The sequence below is a fragment of the Aeromonas sp. R2-1 genome (assembly GCF_040908425.1).
GTDB classification, from domain to species: Bacteria; Pseudomonadota; Gammaproteobacteria; order Enterobacterales; family Aeromonadaceae; genus Aeromonas; species Aeromonas caviae.
Map to the genome: position 1 here is coordinate 48,623 of NZ_JBFODR010000029.1, position 17,059 is coordinate 65,681.

Consider the following 17,059-nt stretch of genomic DNA (forward strand, 5'->3'; position numbering starts at 1 on the left):
AGTTTGTGACAGCTTGATTTCAGGGCACTTGCACCGTTTCAGGCTGTCGAAAAACCCGTTCTCATGCCGGTTGCTGCATTAAAGTGGTGCAACCTTGGATCGTTTTGGTGCACCGAGATGGTGCACCAGCGTATCCAGGCCATCTAAGCAGCCTTTTGCTGCGGGGTCCATGATCCTGATCCTTTGTTGTGCGTGAATGTGTTGCAATTCTGCTAGGCAGATCACAAAGGCGAGAGTACAATTAGCGCCCAATTTTACCCGGTGATTTGAGGCGAGAATGTTAGAGAATTTACGCAATATTGCGATTATTGCGCACGTTGACCACGGCAAAACGACTCTGGTTGATAAGCTGCTGCAGCAATCCGGCACTCTGGATCGCACCAGCGAAGGTCAGGAACGGATCATGGACTCCAATGATCTGGAACGGGAACGTGGCATCACCATTCTCGCCAAGAACACTGCGATCCGCTGGAACGACTACCGCATCAACATCGTGGATACCCCGGGTCACGCCGACTTCGGTGGTGAAGTTGAGCGCGTACTCTCCATGGTTGACTCCGTGCTGCTGCTGGTCGACGCCGTTGACGGCCCGATGCCGCAGACCCGTTTCGTGACCCAGAAGGCGTTCGCCCAGGGTCTGAAGCCCATCGTGGTCATCAACAAGATCGACCGCCCGGGTGCTCGTCCTGACTGGGTAATGGATCAGGTCTTCGATCTGTTCGACAACCTGGGTGCCACCGATGAGCAACTGGACTTCAAGGTTGTTTACGCCTCTGCACTGAACGGTTGGGCCACCCTGGATCAGGACGTCCCGTCCGAGAACATGGAACCCCTGTTCCAGGCCATCGTCGACAACGTGGAAGCCCCGAAGGGCGACGTTGACGGTGCCTTCCAGATGCAGATCTCCCAGCTGGACTACAACTCCTACGTGGGCGTCATCGGTATCGGCCGCATCACTCGTGGTCGCGTCAAGACCAACCAGCAGGTCACCATCGTCGGTGCCAACGGCAAACCGCGTACCGGCAAGGTCGGTCAGGTGCTGGGCTACCTGGGCCTGTCCCGTACCGAAGTGACCGACGCGCAAGCGGGCGACATCATCGCCATCACCGGTCTGGGCGAGCTGAAGATCTCCGACACCATCTGTGACAACAGTGCCGTCGAAGCCCTGCCGCCGCTCTCCGTTGACGAGCCGACCGTGAACATGACCTTCCAGGTCAACACCTCGCCGTTCGCCGGTAAAGAAGGCAAGTTCGTCACCTCCCGCAACATTCTGGAGCGTCTGAACCAGGAACTGGTCCACAACGTGGCCCTGCGCGTGGAAGAGACCGAAGATCCGGACAAGTTCCGCGTCTCCGGCCGTGGTGAACTGCACCTCTCCATCCTGATCGAAAACATGCGTCGCGAAGGTTACGAACTGGCGGTGTCCCGTCCGGAAGTTATCCTGCGTACCGTGGATGGCGAACTGCAAGAACCGTTCGAAACCGTCACTGTGGACGTGGAAGAAGCGCATCAGGGTTCCGTGATGGAGCAGCTCGGCCTGCGTAAAGGCGAGATGACCAACATGACCCCGGATGGCAAGGGTCGCGTCCGTCTGGACTTCATCATCCCGAGCCGTGGCCTGATCGGCTTCCAGACCGAGTTCCTGACCATGACCTCTGGTACCGGTCTGCTGTACCACACCTTCGACCACTACGGTCCGCACAAGGGTGGCAGCATCGGTGAGCGTCAGAACGGCGTGCTGATCTCCAACGCCACCGGCAAGGCCCTGACCTTCGCCCTGTTCGGTCTGCAAGATCGTGGTCGTCTGTTCATCGGTCACGCGACCGAAGTGTACGAAGGCCAGGTGATCGGGATCCACTCCCGCTCCAACGACCTGACCGTCAACTGCCTGAAAGGCAAGCAGCTGACCAACATGCGTGCCTCCGGTACCGACGAAGCCCAGGTGCTGACTCCGCCGATCCGCATGACCCTGGAGCAGGCTCTCGAGTTCATCGACAACGATGAGCTGGTGGAGATCACCCCCAAGGCCATCCGTATCCGTAAAAAGCTGCTGACCGAACTGGATCGCAAGCGCGCCGGTCGTGCTTGATCGATAGCTGTTCATCGACAGACCAAAGAGAGGCCTTAAGGCCTCTTTTTTTATGGGCTCGACATGAGGGCGCATGGGGCCTGAGCTGGATGGAGGCGCATCCGGCCGGTCTGCGGGTGGCCAAATGACCACCCTATCTGACACAATGTCTGCATGATCACGCTTACGAGAAACAAGATGCAGCAGCAGATCCGCGGCCGTCTGGCCCATGCACTCTCCTTCTTGCGCCACGATGGTGCCCACTTCGCCCAGTTTGTCTGGGGCCGCTTCCAGCAGGACAGATTGACGGTGACCGCCGGTTACCTGGCCTATGTCACCCTGCTCTCCCTGGTGCCCATGATCGCCGTGGTGTTCGGCATGATGTCGGCCTTTCCGGTGTTCCAGAGCCTGAAGCAGGCGATGGAGCAGTTTGTCTATCACAACTTCGTCCCCACCGCAGGGGAGATGCTCAAGGAGTACATCGACGGCTTCGTGGCCAACGCCACCAACACCACGGCCGTCGGTATCGGTGCCCTGATCGTGGTGGCCCTGATGCTCATCTCGGCCATCGACAAGAATCTCAACTACATCTGGCGGTCCACCCGAAGCCGGCCCTTGGCCCAGGCATTCGCCATGTATTGGATGATCCTGACCCTGGGCCCCGTGCTCATCGGTGCCAGCATCGCCATCTCCTCCTACATTCTCTCGCTCAGGTTGTTCGCGGCTGACAGCCTGTTCGGTATCGGCTATCTGCTGCTGCGCAGCCTGCCGTTCCTCTTCTCCGTGCTCACCTTCCTGCTGATCTATACCGTGGTGCCCAACTGCCGCGTGCGGCTGACCCACGCCTTCATCGGTGCCCTGGTGGCGGCCACCCTGTTCGAGCTGGCCAAGCGCGGCTTTGCCATCTACATCACCAACTTCCCCTCCTACCAGGCCATCTATGGCGCCCTGGCGACCATTCCCATCCTGTTCGTCTGGGTGTATCTGAGTTGGCTGGTGGTGTTGCTGGGGGCCGAGACCACCGCCTGCCTCGGGGAGTACGAGAAGCCCGGTGCAGAGGAACTGGCCTGACGCCGGCCGGCCATCACACCGGATCCCGACACAAAGGGGTTGGCCCGGGCAGGGCATTTATTGGTAGCATCGACGACCGCTCATCCCGCAGGATGGGCGGTCGTGCTGTTTTGAGAGGAGAGGGATGTGATTGCACTGATTCAGCGGGTCAGCGAGGCCAGCGTAACGGTAGAGGGAGAGGTGACCGGGGCCATCGGCCAGGGGTTGCTGGTGCTGCTCGGGGTGGAGCAGGGGGATGACGAGGCCAAGGCGGACAAGCTGCTGCACAAGGTGAGCGGTTATCGCATCTTCTCGGACGAGAACGGCAAGATGAACCTCAACGTGAGCCAGGTGGGTGGCAGCCTGCTGGTGGTCTCCCAGTTCACCCTGGCGGCGGATACCGGCAAGGGGATGAGACCCAGCTTCTCCGGTGGCGCCCATCCCGCAGATGCCGAGCGACTCTATGAGTACTTCGTGGCTCGTGCCAGGGAGAGCGGCGTGCCGACCGAAACCGGCCGCTTCGCCGCCGACATGAAGGTCAGGCTGCTCAACGATGGCCCCGTTACCTTCTGGCTGCAGGTATAAGGGTGGCAGGCAGGGCGGGCCTCACCGGAGGGCAGGACGCGATGCCTGCACACTTCGCAGGTTCTTCACCCTGCCGGTGCTCGCCCGCCCTGGCCATGCTGACGGGTCGCGTGCAGGATGACGTTGCGGTAGCCGGGCACGTCGTGGACGCGAGTCGGGCCTATCCACTCCTCTGCCAATCGTAGAGCCTGTGCCTGTTCGAGCCGGGTGCGGGGCAGCAGATTGATGATGAGGGTGCCGCTCAGGCGGCTGGCCAGCGCCTGATAGAGCGGGGCCTGGAACAGCAGAAGGGGGTTGCCGTCCTGGCTGAACAAATCCAGCAGCACCAGATCGTAGCTCTCCTGGCTCTGGTGCAGGAAATGCAGCGCATCGGCGTGATGCAGCCGAGGCGAGCCCCCTGATGAGGGGAGAAAGAACTGCTGGAACAGGGTGAGTATCTCGGCATCCAGATCCACGCAGTCGTGGTGGGCATCGGGCCAGCGTGCCGCCAGGTGACGGGTGAGATCCCCTCCGCCCAGCCCCAGCTCCAGGATCCTGCTTGCCTGCTTTGGCAACTGCTCCGCGATGCTCCGTTGATGAGGCAGACAGAGGCGGGCCGGTTGGTGGAGGCTCATGGCGGATTGCACCACGCCGTCCATTTCCAGCCAGCGATGACGGGCATTTTCAAGCACCGAAACGCGGCGTTCGGGTTTGGCGCTGAGGTGCAATAAGTGATCGGCTTGGTACGCTTGTAGATTGAAGTCCATGAATTTGCACGGCAAGATGGCTTTCGACCAGTGTAACTCAAGGATGTTGTTATGTACCGGGTGGTCACCCCCCAAACGGCAGCCGAGCTGGATACCTACTACAGGCTGCGCCGGGAGAAATGGTTGCGTCAGTCCTTCCATCTGCCAGTCGGCGCACACTCAAGGATCGCTTTATGTACCGGGTAGTCACCCCAGAAACACCAGCGGAGCTGGATGCTTACTATCAGTTGCGCTGGGAACTACTGCGCAAACCCTTCAATCTGCCCCTTGGCTCCGAGCGTGACGAGTACGATACCGTCGCCATTCACCGGCTGATGCTCTCACCCGACGGAACGCCCATCGCCGTGGGTCGCCTCTTTGTGGGCGGCGATGAAGCCCAAATCCGCTTTATGGCGCTGCGACCCGAATTTCGCGGCCAGGGGCTGGGCGCCCGCATGGTGGAAGATCTCGAGCAGCTTGCCCGCGACGAGAAGGTGAAACGGCTGGTGATGAACGCCCGCCAGGAGGCGGTGGAGTTCTATCGCCGCTGCGGCTTCCTCGAGGTAGGGGAAGGCCCCGTCTCCTTCGGCCGCATCCCTCACCGCCAGATGATCAAGTCCCTGAGTCCCATGCAGACCATCCAGTACCGTCCGGAGTGGTGCCAGGATCTCACCACCCGCTGGTCGCGGGGCATTCCCATCAGCGAGAAGATGGGGGTGCACATCACCCACTACGATGGCCAGACCTTCCACCTCAAGGCCAACCTGGCGGCCAATCTCAACGTCCACGACACCATGTTCGCCGGTAGCATCTACAGCCAGTGCGTGCTGGCGGGCTGGGGTCTCATCTGGTTGCAGCTCAAGGAGGCAGGGCTGGGAGGGGATACCGTGCTGGCCGAGGGCAACATCAAGTATTACCGGCCGGTGAGCGAAGAACCGGAGGCGCGGGTGGCCCGGGAGGGCATGCCCGCCGTGCTCGAGCCGCTGAGGGGCGGAGAATCCGCCAAGTTCAGCCTGCGGGTGCAGTTGTTCAGTGGCCGCAAGCTGGCGGTGGAGTTTGTCGGTCAGTATGTGGTGCTGCCCATCAAGCGCGGCGCACGCTGATCCCTGATGTTCACAGCAACAAGGCCTCTTCGCGAGGCCTTGTTCGTTATTGGGCGGCGGGTGGCCGTGGGCGCCAGAGCGGGCCGCTTCGTCCCTGGGCGGGGTAGCGCACACCCGCCTCCCAGCCACAGGCGTCCTGTCCCGTGGGGAAACTCCAGCCCAGGTCGGGCGCATTGAGGGGGCCGCGCCAGCGGGCGAGCAGCTCGGCGCAGCGCCCCTTGTTCAGGACCCCGAGGTCGAGCTGCCACTGGTCTGCGGCCAGGTCGACACCCCCTTGCAGTGCCAGCAGGTGGGTGATGGTGGAGGCACCGCCTTGCTCGATCCGCACCTTGCCCTGCTCCGCCCTGGCATCCAGCCTGATCTGATAGAAGGGGGTGTCTCCGCGTTGCATCGCCTGCCACAGCGTCTGCGGTGTCAGATCGGGGGGGGTCTGCTCCCTGAACCAGTCATCCAGCAAGGGGTCGATGCCGACCTTGTCCCAGAAGGGATCCTTGCTCTCCAGGCTCAAGCTACCCTGAAGGGTCCGGCGCCAGTTGGCCGTCTGCTCGCCGGGCTGCCCGTTGAGGTCGGCCTGCAGATCTGCCGCCAGATCCACCTTGCCCGCGAAGGAGACGGGGGAGTGCAGCAACTTGCCCCACTGCTCCAGATCCAGCTGCTTGCCCTGCAACTGCAGGCGGCTCTCCTGCCCGGGCGTCCTGCCCCACTGGGCGCTCAGGTTGAGGGAGCCCTCGTCGGGCAGGGAGGTGACGAGGGTGTTGAGCTGCCAGGAGCTGGGGGTCAGCTCGCCATCCAGGGTGCCGTTGCGGGCACTGAGACCGTCCCACACCAGCTCGAACCACTTGCTCTCGATGCGGGCGCGTCCCAGCAGGGGGCTTGGCTGGTTGCCCCGCAGGGCGAGATCGTTCAGGTAGAGTTGCCAGCCGGTCAGGGAGAGGGGCAGAGTGTCGTCGAAAGAGAGCACCTTGAGCTTGTCGAAGGCCAGTTTGCGGATGTCGATCTGTTGCGGGCGCCAGCCCTGCCAATCCTGCCACCACCCCTGGGGCAAACTGATGTCCATGCCGCTCAGGGCCAGATCCTTTAGGACGAGCTTCTGCTGCTGGGTGTCGAGGGCCAGCTCGACGTTGAACTCCCCTTCGTATGCCTTGCCCCGCAGCTCGGCATCCAGCTGCCGGGGGGAGAAGGCGAGCTTGCCCTCGACGGCCTCAAGCTGGAACAGGCCGCGGCCCATGTCGCCCAGGGTGCCCGCCAGATAGCCGCTGGGCTGGCTGCCCGCCTGCCAGTCGAAGGCGGTGAGCTGGCCGTTGAAGTTGTTGAGGGAGAGCTCCTGATCGATGGCATTGATGCTCACCTGGGCAAGTTGACCCCTGTCCAGGGTGATGCGGCGCAGGGGGAACTCGCCAGGGGGAATGTCACCAAGCTCGAGTCGCATGGTGCGGGCCTTGAGATCGTGCAGTTGCAGGCTGCGCTCTGGCCAGTTCAGTACCATGCCGGTCTCGAGCAGGCCGTCGAACAGGTTGGTGGTCAGTCTGTCGGTGCTGAGCACCTGCCCCTCCAGCCGCCCCTTTAGGCTGAGACGGGCCAGGGTGAACATGGGGGTCTCCAGCTGGTTGATGCCCAGGGTGAGGTTGGCCTGGGGCTGGCGTCTTGGGTCGATCAGTTCCCAGTCACTCAGGGACGCACTGAGGCCGCGCAGGGTCAGGGCCTCGCTCTGCAGGCTCAGGTTGTCGATGGTGCTGTCGCTGATGGTGAGGGAGCGAACCGGCAGGCTTGGTAACTGGTTGGGGAGCGGCAGCTTGATGACGGGACGGATGAGGTCCAGGTGGGCGATGCGCACATCCCGGTTCAACCAGTCGATGTGCTCGATCTCCAGATAGAGTTTTTCCAGCTGTACCGCATCCCCATAGCGCACCTGTTCCGCCAGCAGGGTGTAGGGGTGCAGCGGATTGAACACCAGCCGGCCTATGGTGACGGGCACCCCGGTCTGCTGGCTGAGCCAGTTGGCGATGGGGCCTTTGGCGCGCTCGGCATCGAACAGGCCGAGACCGACCCAGACAAAGAGCAGCAGGAAGGCAAAGGTGTAGAGCAGGCCGCGCAGCCAGGAATTCATCAGTGCTTTCCTCCTGTTTCTGTTGCTTGGTCAGGCATTCGAGTAGTGATCCCGTGGACCGAGCCAGCATCGTATCAAGGGTTCGACATGGCTCGGGTGTTTATTCATCAGGCAAGGTGACCCTCTTCTGCATCTGCCTTGGTCAAGCATTGGAGTAGTGGTCCCGCAGGCCCAGCCAGCGGCGGATCAGGGGCTCGACATGAGCCGGGTGTTTGTCCATCAGGCAAGGTGACCCTCTTCTGCATCTGCCTTGGTCAAGCATTGGAGTAGTGGTCTCGCAGGCCCAGCCAGCGGCGGATCAGGGGCTCGACATGCGCCGGGTGTTTGTCCATCAGGAAGCGCGCCATCTTCTGCACCTGAGGGATGAGCGGCTGGTCGCGCACCAGATCGGCGATCTTGAGATCGGCCAGGCCGGTCTGGCGGGTACCGAGCAGCTCGCCTGGGCCGCGCAGTTCCAGATCCCGCTGGGCGATGAGAAAGCCGTCATTGGTCTCCCGCAGTACCCCGAGGCGGCTCTGGGCGGTCTTGGACAAGGGGGCATGATAGAGCAGCACGCAGTGAGAGGCCACCGACCCCCGCCCGACCCGGCCGCGCAGCTGATGCAACTGGGCCAGCCCCAGTCGCTCCGGGTTTTCGATGATCATCAGGCTGGCATTGGGCACATCCACCCCCACCTCGATGACGGTGGTGGCGACCAGTAGTTGCAGTATGCCCGCCTTGAACTCCTCCATCACCCGCTGTTTCTCGACGGGGCGCATCCGGCCGTGCACCAGCCCGATGTGCAGGCCGGGCAGCAGGGTTTGCAGCTCGGCGGCAGTGTCTTCGGCGGCCTGGCACTCCAGCACCTCCGACTCCTCGATCAGGGTGCAGACCCAGTAGGCCTGCTTGCCCTCCTCGCAGGCGAGCCTCACCCGCTCGATCACATCTTGGCGGCGACTGTCCGGCAGGGCGACCGTGGTAATGGGGGTACGCCCTGGCGGCAGCTCGTCGATGATGGAGGTGTCGAGGTCTGCATAGGCGGTCATCGCCAGGGTGCGGGGGATGGGGGTGGCGGTCATGATGAGCTGATGGGGATGTACCCCTTCCCGCTCTCCTTTTTCTCGCAGGGCGAGGCGCTGATGCACGCCGAACCGGTGCTGTTCATCGATGATGACCAGGGCGAGGCGCTGGAATACCACCTGCTCCTGGAAGATGGCGTGGGTGCCCACCACCATCTTGACGCTGCCGTCCGCGATGGCGGCCAGCGCCTCTTCCCGCGCCTTGCCCTTCTGCTTGCCCGCCAGCCAGCCCACCTTGATGCCGAGCGGCTCCAGCCACCTGGCGAAGTTGATGGCGTGCTGTTCCGCCAGCAGCTCGGTCGGGGCCATCAGCCCCACCTGGCAGCCGTTGCCGATGGCCTGCAGGGCGGCCAGCGCCGCGACCAGCGTTTTACCTGAGCCCACGTCCCCCTGCACCAGCCGCATCATGGGGTGGCTCTGCTGCAGATCCCGGCCGATCTCCGCCACCACCCGGCTCTGGGCGCCGGTGGGGGTGAACGGCAGGGCGCCGAGCAGCTGCCGGACCAGCTCGGGAGCGGGTTTGAGGGCACGGGCCAGCTGGGTCTGTGCCTGGGCGCGCACCTTCAAGACCGAGAGGTTGTGGGCCAGCAGCTCTTCCAGTACCAGCCGCTGCTGTGCCGGGTGCTGGCCGCTCTCGAGCAGGGCCAGCGCCACCGAGGGAGGCGGGCGGTGCAGCAGCTTCAGGGCCGCGGCAAGATCGATCTGCTGGGGATAGAGGCCGGCAGGCAGCAGCTCCTCGACCCCGTAGAGGTCGAGCTGGGCCAGGGCCTGATCCGTGAGGCTGCGCAGGGTGAGCTGGCGCAGCCCCTCTGTGGTGGGGTAGACGGGGGTGAGGGCCTCTTCGGTCTGGCCGGCCTGCTCCTCGCCGAGCAGCTTGTACTCGGGGTGGGCCATCTCCAGGCCGTACTTGCCGGGACGGGTCTCGCCGAAGCAGCGGATAAGGCGGCCCTGGGCCAGGCTGTTTTTCTGGGCAGCGGTGAAATTGAAGAAGCGCAGGGTCAGGCTGCCGGTGCCGTCGCTGATACGGCACACCAGCATGCGGCGGCGCCCCATCACCAGCTGGGTGTCCTGGATCTCGCCCTCGACGGCACCGTGCAGGCCGGGCGGCAGATCGCCGATGGGCCACACCTGGGTGCGGTCCTCGTAGCGCAGGGGGAGGTGGAACAGCAGATCCTGCACCGTGGCCAGCCCCAGCCGCTCGAGTTTCTCCAGCATCTTGCTGCCGACACCCTTGAGGCTGTCGAGGGAGATTTTATCCAATTTCATCAATTAGATGCCCGAAAACACTGTAAATATGTCCAGATGATAGGGGTTGTTGCGGCCTCGATGCAAGCCGCGTTGTGCCGTTCCGGGCTGGTGGGCAAGGGAGCGGGGTGAGGGTCATCCATGAAAAAGGCCTGCCGGAAACGGCAGGCCTTTTCACTGACGGGGCGCCCTGGCGGTCAGATGATGCGCTTGAGCAGCAGGTGAGCCTTGACCCTGTGGATCCGGGCCAGCAGCTTGCGCACCTGATCCGGGTAATCCTTGATCTGCTCTATCTGGTCGAAGTGACTGATGCGGCGGGTGTGGGCCAGGATGTTCTCCCGCTCCGCACTGAACTGCTCGCGCAGGTGATGGTGCTGGTCGTGTACCAGCAGGCCGTTCTCCAGATCCAGCGCCCAGGCTCGGGGATTGAGGTTGTTGCCGGTGAGCAGGGCCCACTCCTCATCCACGAAGATCCCCTTGAGGTGATAGGAGTTCTTCTCGCAGCACCAGAGCATGAGGTTGAGCCGGCCGTTGTCGATGTGGTGCTGGTTGCGCTCGGCAAACTTGCGCAGGTTGGTCTCGTAGAGATAGGGCAGACCGCCGATGGTGGAGAACTTCTCCTCCGGGGGGATGAAGAAGTCGTTGGCGGTCTTGTCGCCCACGACGATGGTCACCTTGCAGCCGCGTTTGAGCAGCGCCTCCACGTCCTTGTTCAACTCCTTGGGGGGGTTGAAGTAGGGGGTGCAGATGAAGATCTCCCGCTCGGTGGCCCGCACCAGGTTGCGGATCATCCGGTTGAGCTGGTTGCCCCGCTTGCCCAGGCCCACCATGGGGGTCACGGCGATCTCCCGATCGTTGGGCTGGATGCTCTCGAAGCGGTACTGGCAGAGGCGCAGGCGCTGCTTGAAGCGGCGGATCGGTCCCTTGAGCTGCTTGGCGCCGGGAATGCCGGTGCGATCCAGCCGCTGGACGGCCTCGCTGCCGAGGAAGACGTCATCCACGTAGTTGACCATGCTGCGGGTCAGTGCCGGGCTGTGGATCTGGTGATAGCGATCGAAGCGGTAGCGCTCCTGCTGGTGCAGGTAGATGTCGTTGAGGCTGGCGCCGGAGTAAAGCAGGGTGTCGTCGAAGATGAAGCCCTTGAGGTGCAGCACCCCGAGCAGCTCGCGGCCCTTGACCGGCACGCCGTAGATCTCGATCTGGTGTTGGTGGCTGGCGGCCATGGCCTGGTACATCAGGTGGTTGCCCCCCTGCTTGCCCTTGCCGATCAGGCCGCGCTGGGCGCGGTGGAAGTCGACGAACACCTTGATGTCGAGAGAGGGATTGCGCTGCTTGGCGGCATAGAGGGCGGAGAGGATCTCCCGTCCCGCCTCGTCATCCTGCAGATAGAGCGCGATCAGATAGATGCGCTGGGTCGCATGGGCGATGAGCGACAGGATCCGGCTCTTGAAGTCTTTGGCGCTGCTGAGTATCTGGAACTGATCCGCGGCGACCGCGATCTGGGGTAAGCGGGTCAGCAACTGTCGATAATGTGCCGATGAATGCATAGAGAAGCCTGAAATCACGGGATGAAGCGTTCCACTCGGGGCGAAGAATAGGCAATTCTAGCAATCTGTGGCGATGGGCCCAAGCAAGAATCCGTAAAAAGTCGGTGCAATATCACATCGGGGCCGACGGATGCGGCCCCGATGTGTTTCCGTCAGAGGATGGCGCTGGCCGTGGCCACGATGAGGAAGGCGATGGTACCGAGCAGGGTCTCCATCACGGTCCAGGTCTTGAGGGTGGTCTTCTCGTCCATGTTGAGGAAGCGGCTGACCAGCCAGAAGCCGGAGTCATTGAAGTGGGAGAGCACGGTGGCACCCCCGGCGATGGCAATGACGATGAAGGTCAGATCCAGTTCGCTCAGGCCTGTGGTGGCGGCCACGGTCGGCGCCATCAGGGCGGCGGTAGTGGTCAGGGCCACGGTGGCGGAACCCTGGGCGACCCGCAGCGCGGCGGACACTAGGAAGGCTGCGAGGATCACCGGCATGCCGGTATCGGAGAGGACGTCGGCCAGCGCGGTGCCGATGCCGCTCGCCCGCAATACGCCGCCGAACATGCCGCCGGCACCGGTGACCAGGATGACGGCGCAGACCGGGGCCAGGGCGTCGTTGCAGAACTTCTCGAGCTGCACCTTGCCCTGGCTCTGGCGGAACATCCAGAGGGCGTACAGCACGGTGATGAGCAGGGCGACCGGGGTCTTGCCGACCATGCGCAGCACGTTGACCCAGTCCGCACCCTTGTCGATGACGCCCATGACGCTCAGGGTATTGAGGCCGGTATCCATGAAGATGAGCACCAGCGGCAGCAGCAGGATGGAGATCACCTGGCCGAAGCTCGGCGCCTTGTCGGAGAGCTGCTCGGCACTGGCAGTGAAGCTCGGGGGCAGGGGCAGCTCAAACTTCTTGCCGGACCAGAGCCCGAACAGGTAAGCACCCAGATACCAGGTGGGCAGCGCGACCAGCAGGCCCACGATGGTGAGCAGACCGATGTTGGCACCCAGCAGCTCGCTGGCGGCCACCGGGCCCGGGTGGGGCGGCAGGAAGGCGTGCATCACCGCAAAGGCACCGGCGGAGGGCAGGGCATACTTGAGGACGGAGCCGCCGAACTGCTTCGCCACGCTGAAGATGATGGGCAGCATGACGATGAGACCGGCGTCGAAGAAGATCGGGAAGCCGAACAGCAGGGAGGCCACACCCAGCGCGAAGGGGGCGCGGTGGGAGCCGAAGCGGTTGATCAGGGTATCGGCCAGTACCTTGGCGCCCCCCGTCATCTCCAGGATCCGGCCTATCATGGCGCCGAGGCCGACCAGCAGCGCGACCGAGGCCAGGGTGCCGCCGAAACCGGTCAGCATGGTGGGGATCACCTGGTCATAGGTGACCCCGGTGGCCAGGGCCGTCAGCATGCTGACCAGGGTCAATGCCACGAAGGCATGTACCTTGAATCGCATGATCAGCACCAGCAACATGACAATGGCTCCGCCCGCTACCGAGAGCAGATAGGCGACATCGGGTGTGTTCATTGCTCCGTCCATAAAATTGTCCTCAAATGGTTCTAGTTGTTGTTCTGCACATTTCTGTGCTGCACTTCACATTGCGAAACGTTACCGGTAACATGTTACCGGTAACGTGGTAGCTTAGAACCCATCAGGCGAACGTTTTTTGAAAAGTGAGAGAGAGGTCAAATAATGGCGGGCAAGTGCATTATCGTGATGGGTGTGTGTGGCAGCGGCAAGTCCAGCATCGGCCTCAAAGTGGCCAATGCCCTGGGGGCCAAGTTCATCGACGGCGATGATCTGCACCCTCGCGCGAACATCCAGAAGATGGCGGCGGGCAACCCGCTCAACGATGAAGACAGGGCCCCCTGGCTGGAGCGGATCCGCGATGCGGCCTACAGCCTGGAGCGCAAGAACGAGCTCGGCGTCATCGTCTGCTCGGCCCTCAAGAAGCAGTACCGCGACCAGATCCGCGAGGGCAACGACTCGGTGAGTTTCCTGTTTCTGGATGGCAGCCAGTCCCTCATTCTCGAACGGATGCGGGCACGGCAGGGCCACTTCATGCGCGAAGCCATGGTACAAAGCCAGTTTGATACCCTGGAGCGACCGGATGGCGAGCCCGGCGTGTTTCGCATCGATATCGACGGGACCTTCGAACAGGTGGTCGACCGTGCCGTCACCGTGCTGACGCAGGCGCAATGAGCCATGTCGCGCGCCCGGCTGCAGCCGACCGCGCCCGTATATAGAGTTGGAGAGAAAGCTATGACCCATCCCGTGATCACCCAGGTGACCAACCGCATCCGCGAGCGCAGCACCGCCCGCCGTGCCCGCTTCCTGGCCCGCATCCAGCGCCAGGCCGATCAGGGCAAGACCCGCGCCTCCCTCTCCTGCGGCAACCTGGCCCACGCCGTGGCCGCCTCGAGCTGTGACGAGAAGGGGCGGATCCTCGACATGACCCGCGCCAACGTGGCCATCGTCACCGCCTACAACGACATGTTGAGTGCCCATCAGCCCTATCAGGGCTATCCGGACATCATCAAGGGCGCCCTGGCCGAGCTCGGCCACAGTGCCCAGGTTGCCGGCGGCGTACCCGCCATGTGCGACGGCGTGACCCAGGGCCAGCCGGGGATGGACATGTCCCTCTTCTCCCGGGACCTCATCGCCCAGGCCACCGCGGTCTCCCTCTCCCACAACACCTTCGACGCCACCCTGCTGCTCGGCATCTGCGACAAGATTGCCCCGGGCCAGATCATGGGGGCGCTTTCCCACGCCCACCTGCCCACCGCCTTCGTGCCTGCCGGCCCCATGGCGAGCGGCATCAGCAACGACGAGAAGGTGAAGGTGCGCCAGCAGTACGCTGCCGGTGAAGTGGGCCGCGACGCCCTGCTCAAGATGGAGTGCGGCGCCTACCACGCGGCGGGCACCTGCACCTTCTACGGCACCGCCAACACCAACCAGCTGGTGTTCGAAGCCATGGGCCTGATGCTGCCGGGTTCCGCCTTCGTGCATCCGCACAGCGAGCTGCGCCACGCCCTCACCGAGGAAGCGGCCCGCCGCATCAGCGCCATGATCCCGGGCTCCCCGGCCTATCGCCCCCTGAGTGCGGTGATCGACGAGCGCGCCCTGGTCAACGGCCTGGTGGCCCTGCTCGCCTCCGGCGGCAGCACCAACCACAGCATCCACATGGTGGCGCTGGCCCGTGCCGCCGGGCTGGAGCTGACCTGGGACGACCTGAGCGATCTCTCCGACGTGGTGCCGCTCCTGGTGCGCATGTACCCGAACGGCCCGGCGGACGTCAACGCCTTCGAGCAGGCGGGGGGCGTGCCCGGCCTGATGCGTCGTCTGGCCGAAGAGGGGTTGATCCACATGGATGCCACCCCGGTCTTCGGCGAGATGCAGGACTACCTCAGCCGTCCGGCACTGGTGGATGGCAAGCTGGTGTGGCAACCGGTGGGCGAGAGCGCGGATCCGAGCGTGCTCTCCCCCTCTGGCAGCGAGTTCCAGGCCACCGGCGGCACCAAGCTGCTGGCGGGCAACCTGGGCCGCGCCGTGGTCAAGGTTTCCGCCGTGGCGCCCGAGTATCGGGTCATCGAGGCCCCGGCCCGGGTCTTCTCCTCCCAGCATGCGGTGGAGGCGGCCTACAAGGCCGGTGAGTTGAACCAGGACGCCGTCATCGTGGTGCGCCACAACGGCCCGGCCGCCAACGGCATGCCGGAGCTGCACAAGCTGATGCCGGTGCTTGGCAACCTGCAGAAGGCGGGTCACAAGGTGGCCCTGGTCACCGACGGCCGTCTCTCCGGCGCCTCCGGCAAGATCCCGGCCGCCATCCACGTCACCCCGGAAGCGCTGCACGGCGGGGCCATCGGCCTGCTCGCCGATGGCGACCTGCTGCGGGTGGATGCCGAGTCCGGCCGCCTCGACTGCCTGACCGATTTGAGTGGCCGTACCCAGGCCGAGATCGACCTCACCCTGGAACAAGAGGGGTGGGGCCGTGAACTGTTCAGCGTGATGCGTCGCGCGGTATCGAGCGCCGAGTGCGGCGCCACCATCTTTGACTAAGGAAGAGCTATGCAGAACTGGAAAGTGACCCCTGCCGAGGTGTTTGCCGCCTCCCCCCTGGTACCCGTGATGGTCATCAACGACCTGGAGCAGGCCCTGCCCATGGCCAAGGCCCTGCTGGATGGCGGCATCTCGGTGTTCGAGATCACCCTGCGCACCCCGGTGGCGCTGGACGCCATCGCCCTCATCGCCAAGGCGATGCCGGATGCCATGGTCGGTGCCGGTACCGTGCTCAACTGCGCGCAGTTTGATGCCGCCGTCGCTGCCGGTGCCCGCTTCGTCATCTCCCCGGGCATGACCCCGGCCCTGCTGGCCCACGCGGCCAAGAGCACGGCGCCGCTGATCCCGGGGGTGGCCACCCCGTCCGAGGTGATGCAGGCGCTGGAAGCAGGCTACGACCACCTCAAATTCTTCCCGGCCGAGGCGAACGGCGGCACCAAGGCACTCTCCGCCATCGCGGCGCCCCTGCCCCAGGTGAAATTCTGCCCCACCGGCGGCATCGGCCCGAAAAACGTGGCCGACTACCTGGCGCTGAAATGTGTGGCCACCGTCGGCGGCTCCTGGATGCTGCCGGCTGACGCCGTCAAGAGCGGCAACTGGGAGGAGGTGACCCGCCTCTCCCGGGAAGCGGTTGAATTGGTTAAACGCTAAGCAAATATCGTTTAGAAAAATTAAACAGGCCACCCCCGGGTGGCCTGCTGTTTTTCCGCCTCGGGAGGGGGTGGGCCGTTTGCTTCCGGCCTCGCCCTGGCTTAAGGTCGGGGGCTGCCCCTCTCCCCTGGAGCCTTCATGTCCTGTCTGCATCCATCCTACCCGCAAGGGCACTTCACCGCGCTGCACTGCCACCCCCATGCCCAATACTGCTATCTGCACGACGGGGGCGGCATCATCACGGGGCGAGGGGAGGGAGAACTGCTGGTGGCGGGCCAGATCTGCTTTATTCCGGCGGGGTGGGAGCACGAGTTTCGCGTGCTGCGCTGCTCCCGGCTCTCCCTCCTCTATGTGCCGACGTCAGCCCGCACCGCCTTCGGCCCCTTGCAGGCCAGCCCGCTGCTGGCGGGCCTCTTCGCCCGCCTGCCCGAGTTGGCCGAGGAGGAGGTGAAGGGAGCCTATCTGACGGTGCTTGGCCAGGAGCTGGAGCGCGCCGATCCGCTCGCGGCGCGCATTCCCCTCACCGGGGCGCTGGACCCGCGCCTGCTGCGGGTGCTGGACAAGGTGTGCCAGGCGCCCGCCATCCATCTGACGCTGACGGCGCTGGCGGCAGATTGCGGCGCCTCGGTGCGTACCCTCAACCGGCTCTTCCTCCAGCAGCTGGGGTGCAGCTTTCGCCAGTGGCGGGAGCAGGTGGTGCTGGGACGGGCGCGCCAGTTGCAGCACCGGGGGCTCACGCTGGCCCAGATCGCCGATCGGCTCGGCTACGAGGATCCCGGTGCCTTGTCCCGCGCCCTCCAGCGCCTCGCCCGGCGCGAACCGGCGGTCTGAGGGCGCGTCGTCTGCCTTCCTGCCCGCCATGGCGGTGTCTGCG

The 17,059-nt window shown here is 64.1% G+C and carries 13 protein-coding genes; 8 read left to right on the forward strand and 5 right to left on the reverse strand.

The window, feature by feature from the left end:
* The first annotated feature begins 277 nt into the window (after positions 1-277).
* The 3 genes from typA to dtd all read left to right on the forward strand — a co-directional run bounded on the left by typA (position 278) and on the right by dtd (position 3,703).
* Positions 278-2,089: a translational GTPase TypA gene (gene typA / locus AB5Y80_RS09885; RefSeq protein WP_039039512.1), complete on the forward strand. Its 1,812-nt coding sequence runs from the start codon at positions 278-280 to the stop codon at positions 2,087-2,089.
* A gap of 177 nt (positions 2,090-2,266) precedes the next feature.
* Complete coding sequence (locus tag AB5Y80_RS09890; RefSeq protein WP_039039511.1) at positions 2,267-3,139, forward strand: virulence factor BrkB family protein; 873 nt, start codon at positions 2,267-2,269, stop codon at positions 3,137-3,139.
* 126 nt (positions 3,140-3,265) lie between these two features.
* The gene (gene dtd, locus AB5Y80_RS09895; protein WP_039039510.1) at positions 3,266-3,703 is read left to right on the forward strand and encodes a D-aminoacyl-tRNA deacylase; all 438 of its coding nucleotides are present in this window, start codon (positions 3,266-3,268) and stop codon (positions 3,701-3,703) included.
* A gap of 65 nt (positions 3,704-3,768) precedes the next feature.
* On the opposite strand, the gene AB5Y80_RS09900 is transcribed toward dtd, so the two are convergent.
* Complete coding sequence (locus AB5Y80_RS09900) at positions 3,769-4,449, reverse strand: methyltransferase domain-containing protein (protein ID WP_042865392.1); 681 nt, start codon at positions 4,447-4,449, stop codon at positions 3,769-3,771.
* Between the two features lie 173 nt (positions 4,450-4,622).
* Here AB5Y80_RS09900 and AB5Y80_RS09905 point away from each other — a divergent pair, with 173 nt between their 5' ends.
* Positions 4,623-5,531 (forward strand): bifunctional GNAT family N-acetyltransferase/hotdog fold thioesterase, encoded by a 909-nt coding sequence (locus AB5Y80_RS09905; protein WP_010672532.1) that lies wholly within the window; start codon positions 4,623-4,625, stop codon positions 5,529-5,531.
* 46 nt (positions 5,532-5,577) lie between these two features.
* Here the strand turns inward: AB5Y80_RS09905 and AB5Y80_RS09910 are convergent, their stop codons facing one another.
* From AB5Y80_RS09910 to AB5Y80_RS09925, 4 genes are all read right to left on the reverse strand, one after another.
* Positions 5,578-7,638, reverse strand: coding sequence for an AsmA-like C-terminal region-containing protein (locus tag AB5Y80_RS09910; RefSeq protein ID WP_368172869.1), 2,061 nt, complete (start codon positions 7,636-7,638; stop codon positions 5,578-5,580).
* A 254-nt stretch (positions 7,639-7,892) separates the two neighbouring features.
* Positions 7,893-9,962: an ATP-dependent DNA helicase RecG gene (recG, locus tag AB5Y80_RS09915; RefSeq protein ID WP_048209245.1), complete on the reverse strand. Its 2,070-nt coding sequence runs from the start codon at positions 9,960-9,962 to the stop codon at positions 7,893-7,895.
* Positions 9,963-10,138: 176 nt separating this feature from the next.
* Positions 10,139-11,488 carry a CDP-diacylglycerol--serine O-phosphatidyltransferase gene (pssA, locus tag AB5Y80_RS09920; RefSeq protein ID WP_041212167.1) on the reverse strand — a complete coding sequence of 450 codons (1,350 nt, stop codon included), beginning with the start codon at positions 11,486-11,488 and terminating at the stop codon, positions 10,139-10,141.
* Positions 11,489-11,640: 152 nt separating this feature from the next.
* Positions 11,641-13,002: a GntP family permease gene (locus AB5Y80_RS09925; protein WP_223918078.1), complete on the reverse strand. Its 1,362-nt coding sequence runs from the start codon at positions 13,000-13,002 to the stop codon at positions 11,641-11,643.
* A gap of 165 nt (positions 13,003-13,167) precedes the next feature.
* Here AB5Y80_RS09925 and AB5Y80_RS09930 point away from each other — a divergent pair, with 165 nt between their 5' ends.
* The 4 genes from AB5Y80_RS09930 (at position 13,168) to AB5Y80_RS09945 (ending at position 17,016) form a co-directional block, all read left to right on the forward strand.
* Positions 13,168-13,677 (forward strand): gluconokinase, encoded by a 510-nt coding sequence (locus AB5Y80_RS09930; RefSeq protein ID WP_368172870.1) that lies wholly within the window; start codon positions 13,168-13,170, stop codon positions 13,675-13,677.
* Between the two features lie 60 nt (positions 13,678-13,737).
* Positions 13,738-15,534 (forward strand): phosphogluconate dehydratase, encoded by a 1,797-nt coding sequence (gene edd / locus AB5Y80_RS09935; protein WP_039039503.1) that lies wholly within the window; start codon positions 13,738-13,740, stop codon positions 15,532-15,534.
* A gap of 9 nt (positions 15,535-15,543) precedes the next feature.
* Entirely contained in the window at positions 15,544-16,185 is a 642-nt protein-coding gene (locus tag AB5Y80_RS09940; protein ID WP_039039502.1) for a bifunctional 4-hydroxy-2-oxoglutarate aldolase/2-dehydro-3-deoxy-phosphogluconate aldolase, read from the forward strand.
* Between the two features lie 138 nt (positions 16,186-16,323).
* Positions 16,324-17,016 carry a helix-turn-helix domain-containing protein gene (locus AB5Y80_RS09945; protein ID WP_368172871.1) on the forward strand — a complete coding sequence of 231 codons (693 nt, stop codon included), beginning with the start codon at positions 16,324-16,326 and terminating at the stop codon, positions 17,014-17,016.
* Positions 17,017-17,059 lie beyond the last annotated feature (43 nt).

Bases quoted from the DNA above. Each gene is read 5' to 3' on its own strand.
- typA (WP_039039512.1), top strand. From the start codon at position 278: ATGTTAGAGAATTTACGCAATATTGCGATTATTGCGCACGTTGACCAC.
- AB5Y80_RS09890 (WP_039039511.1), top strand. From the start codon at position 2,267: ATGCAGCAGCAGATCCGCGGCCGTCTGGCCCATGCACTCTCCTTCTTG.
- AB5Y80_RS09900 (WP_042865392.1), bottom strand. From the start codon at position 4,449: ATGGACTTCAATCTACAAGCGTACCAAGCCGATCACTTATTGCACCTC.
- AB5Y80_RS09905 (WP_010672532.1), top strand. From the start codon at position 4,623: ATGTACCGGGTAGTCACCCCAGAAACACCAGCGGAGCTGGATGCTTAC.
- AB5Y80_RS09910 (WP_368172869.1), bottom strand. From the start codon at position 7,638: ATGAATTCCTGGCTGCGCGGCCTGCTCTACACCTTTGCCTTCCTGCTG.
- recG (WP_048209245.1), bottom strand. From the start codon at position 9,962: ATGAAATTGGATAAAATCTCCCTCGACAGCCTCAAGGGTGTCGGCAGC.
- pssA (WP_041212167.1), bottom strand. From the start codon at position 11,488: ATGCATTCATCGGCACATTATCGACAGTTGCTGACCCGCTTACCCCAG.
- AB5Y80_RS09925 (WP_223918078.1), bottom strand. From the start codon at position 13,002: ATGAACACACCCGATGTCGCCTATCTGCTCTCGGTAGCGGGCGGAGCC.
- AB5Y80_RS09930 (WP_368172870.1), top strand. From the start codon at position 13,168: ATGGCGGGCAAGTGCATTATCGTGATGGGTGTGTGTGGCAGCGGCAAG.
- edd (WP_039039503.1), top strand. From the start codon at position 13,738: ATGACCCATCCCGTGATCACCCAGGTGACCAACCGCATCCGCGAGCGC.
- AB5Y80_RS09940 (WP_039039502.1), top strand. From the start codon at position 15,544: ATGCAGAACTGGAAAGTGACCCCTGCCGAGGTGTTTGCCGCCTCCCCC.
- AB5Y80_RS09945 (WP_368172871.1), top strand. From the start codon at position 16,324: ATGTCCTGTCTGCATCCATCCTACCCGCAAGGGCACTTCACCGCGCTG.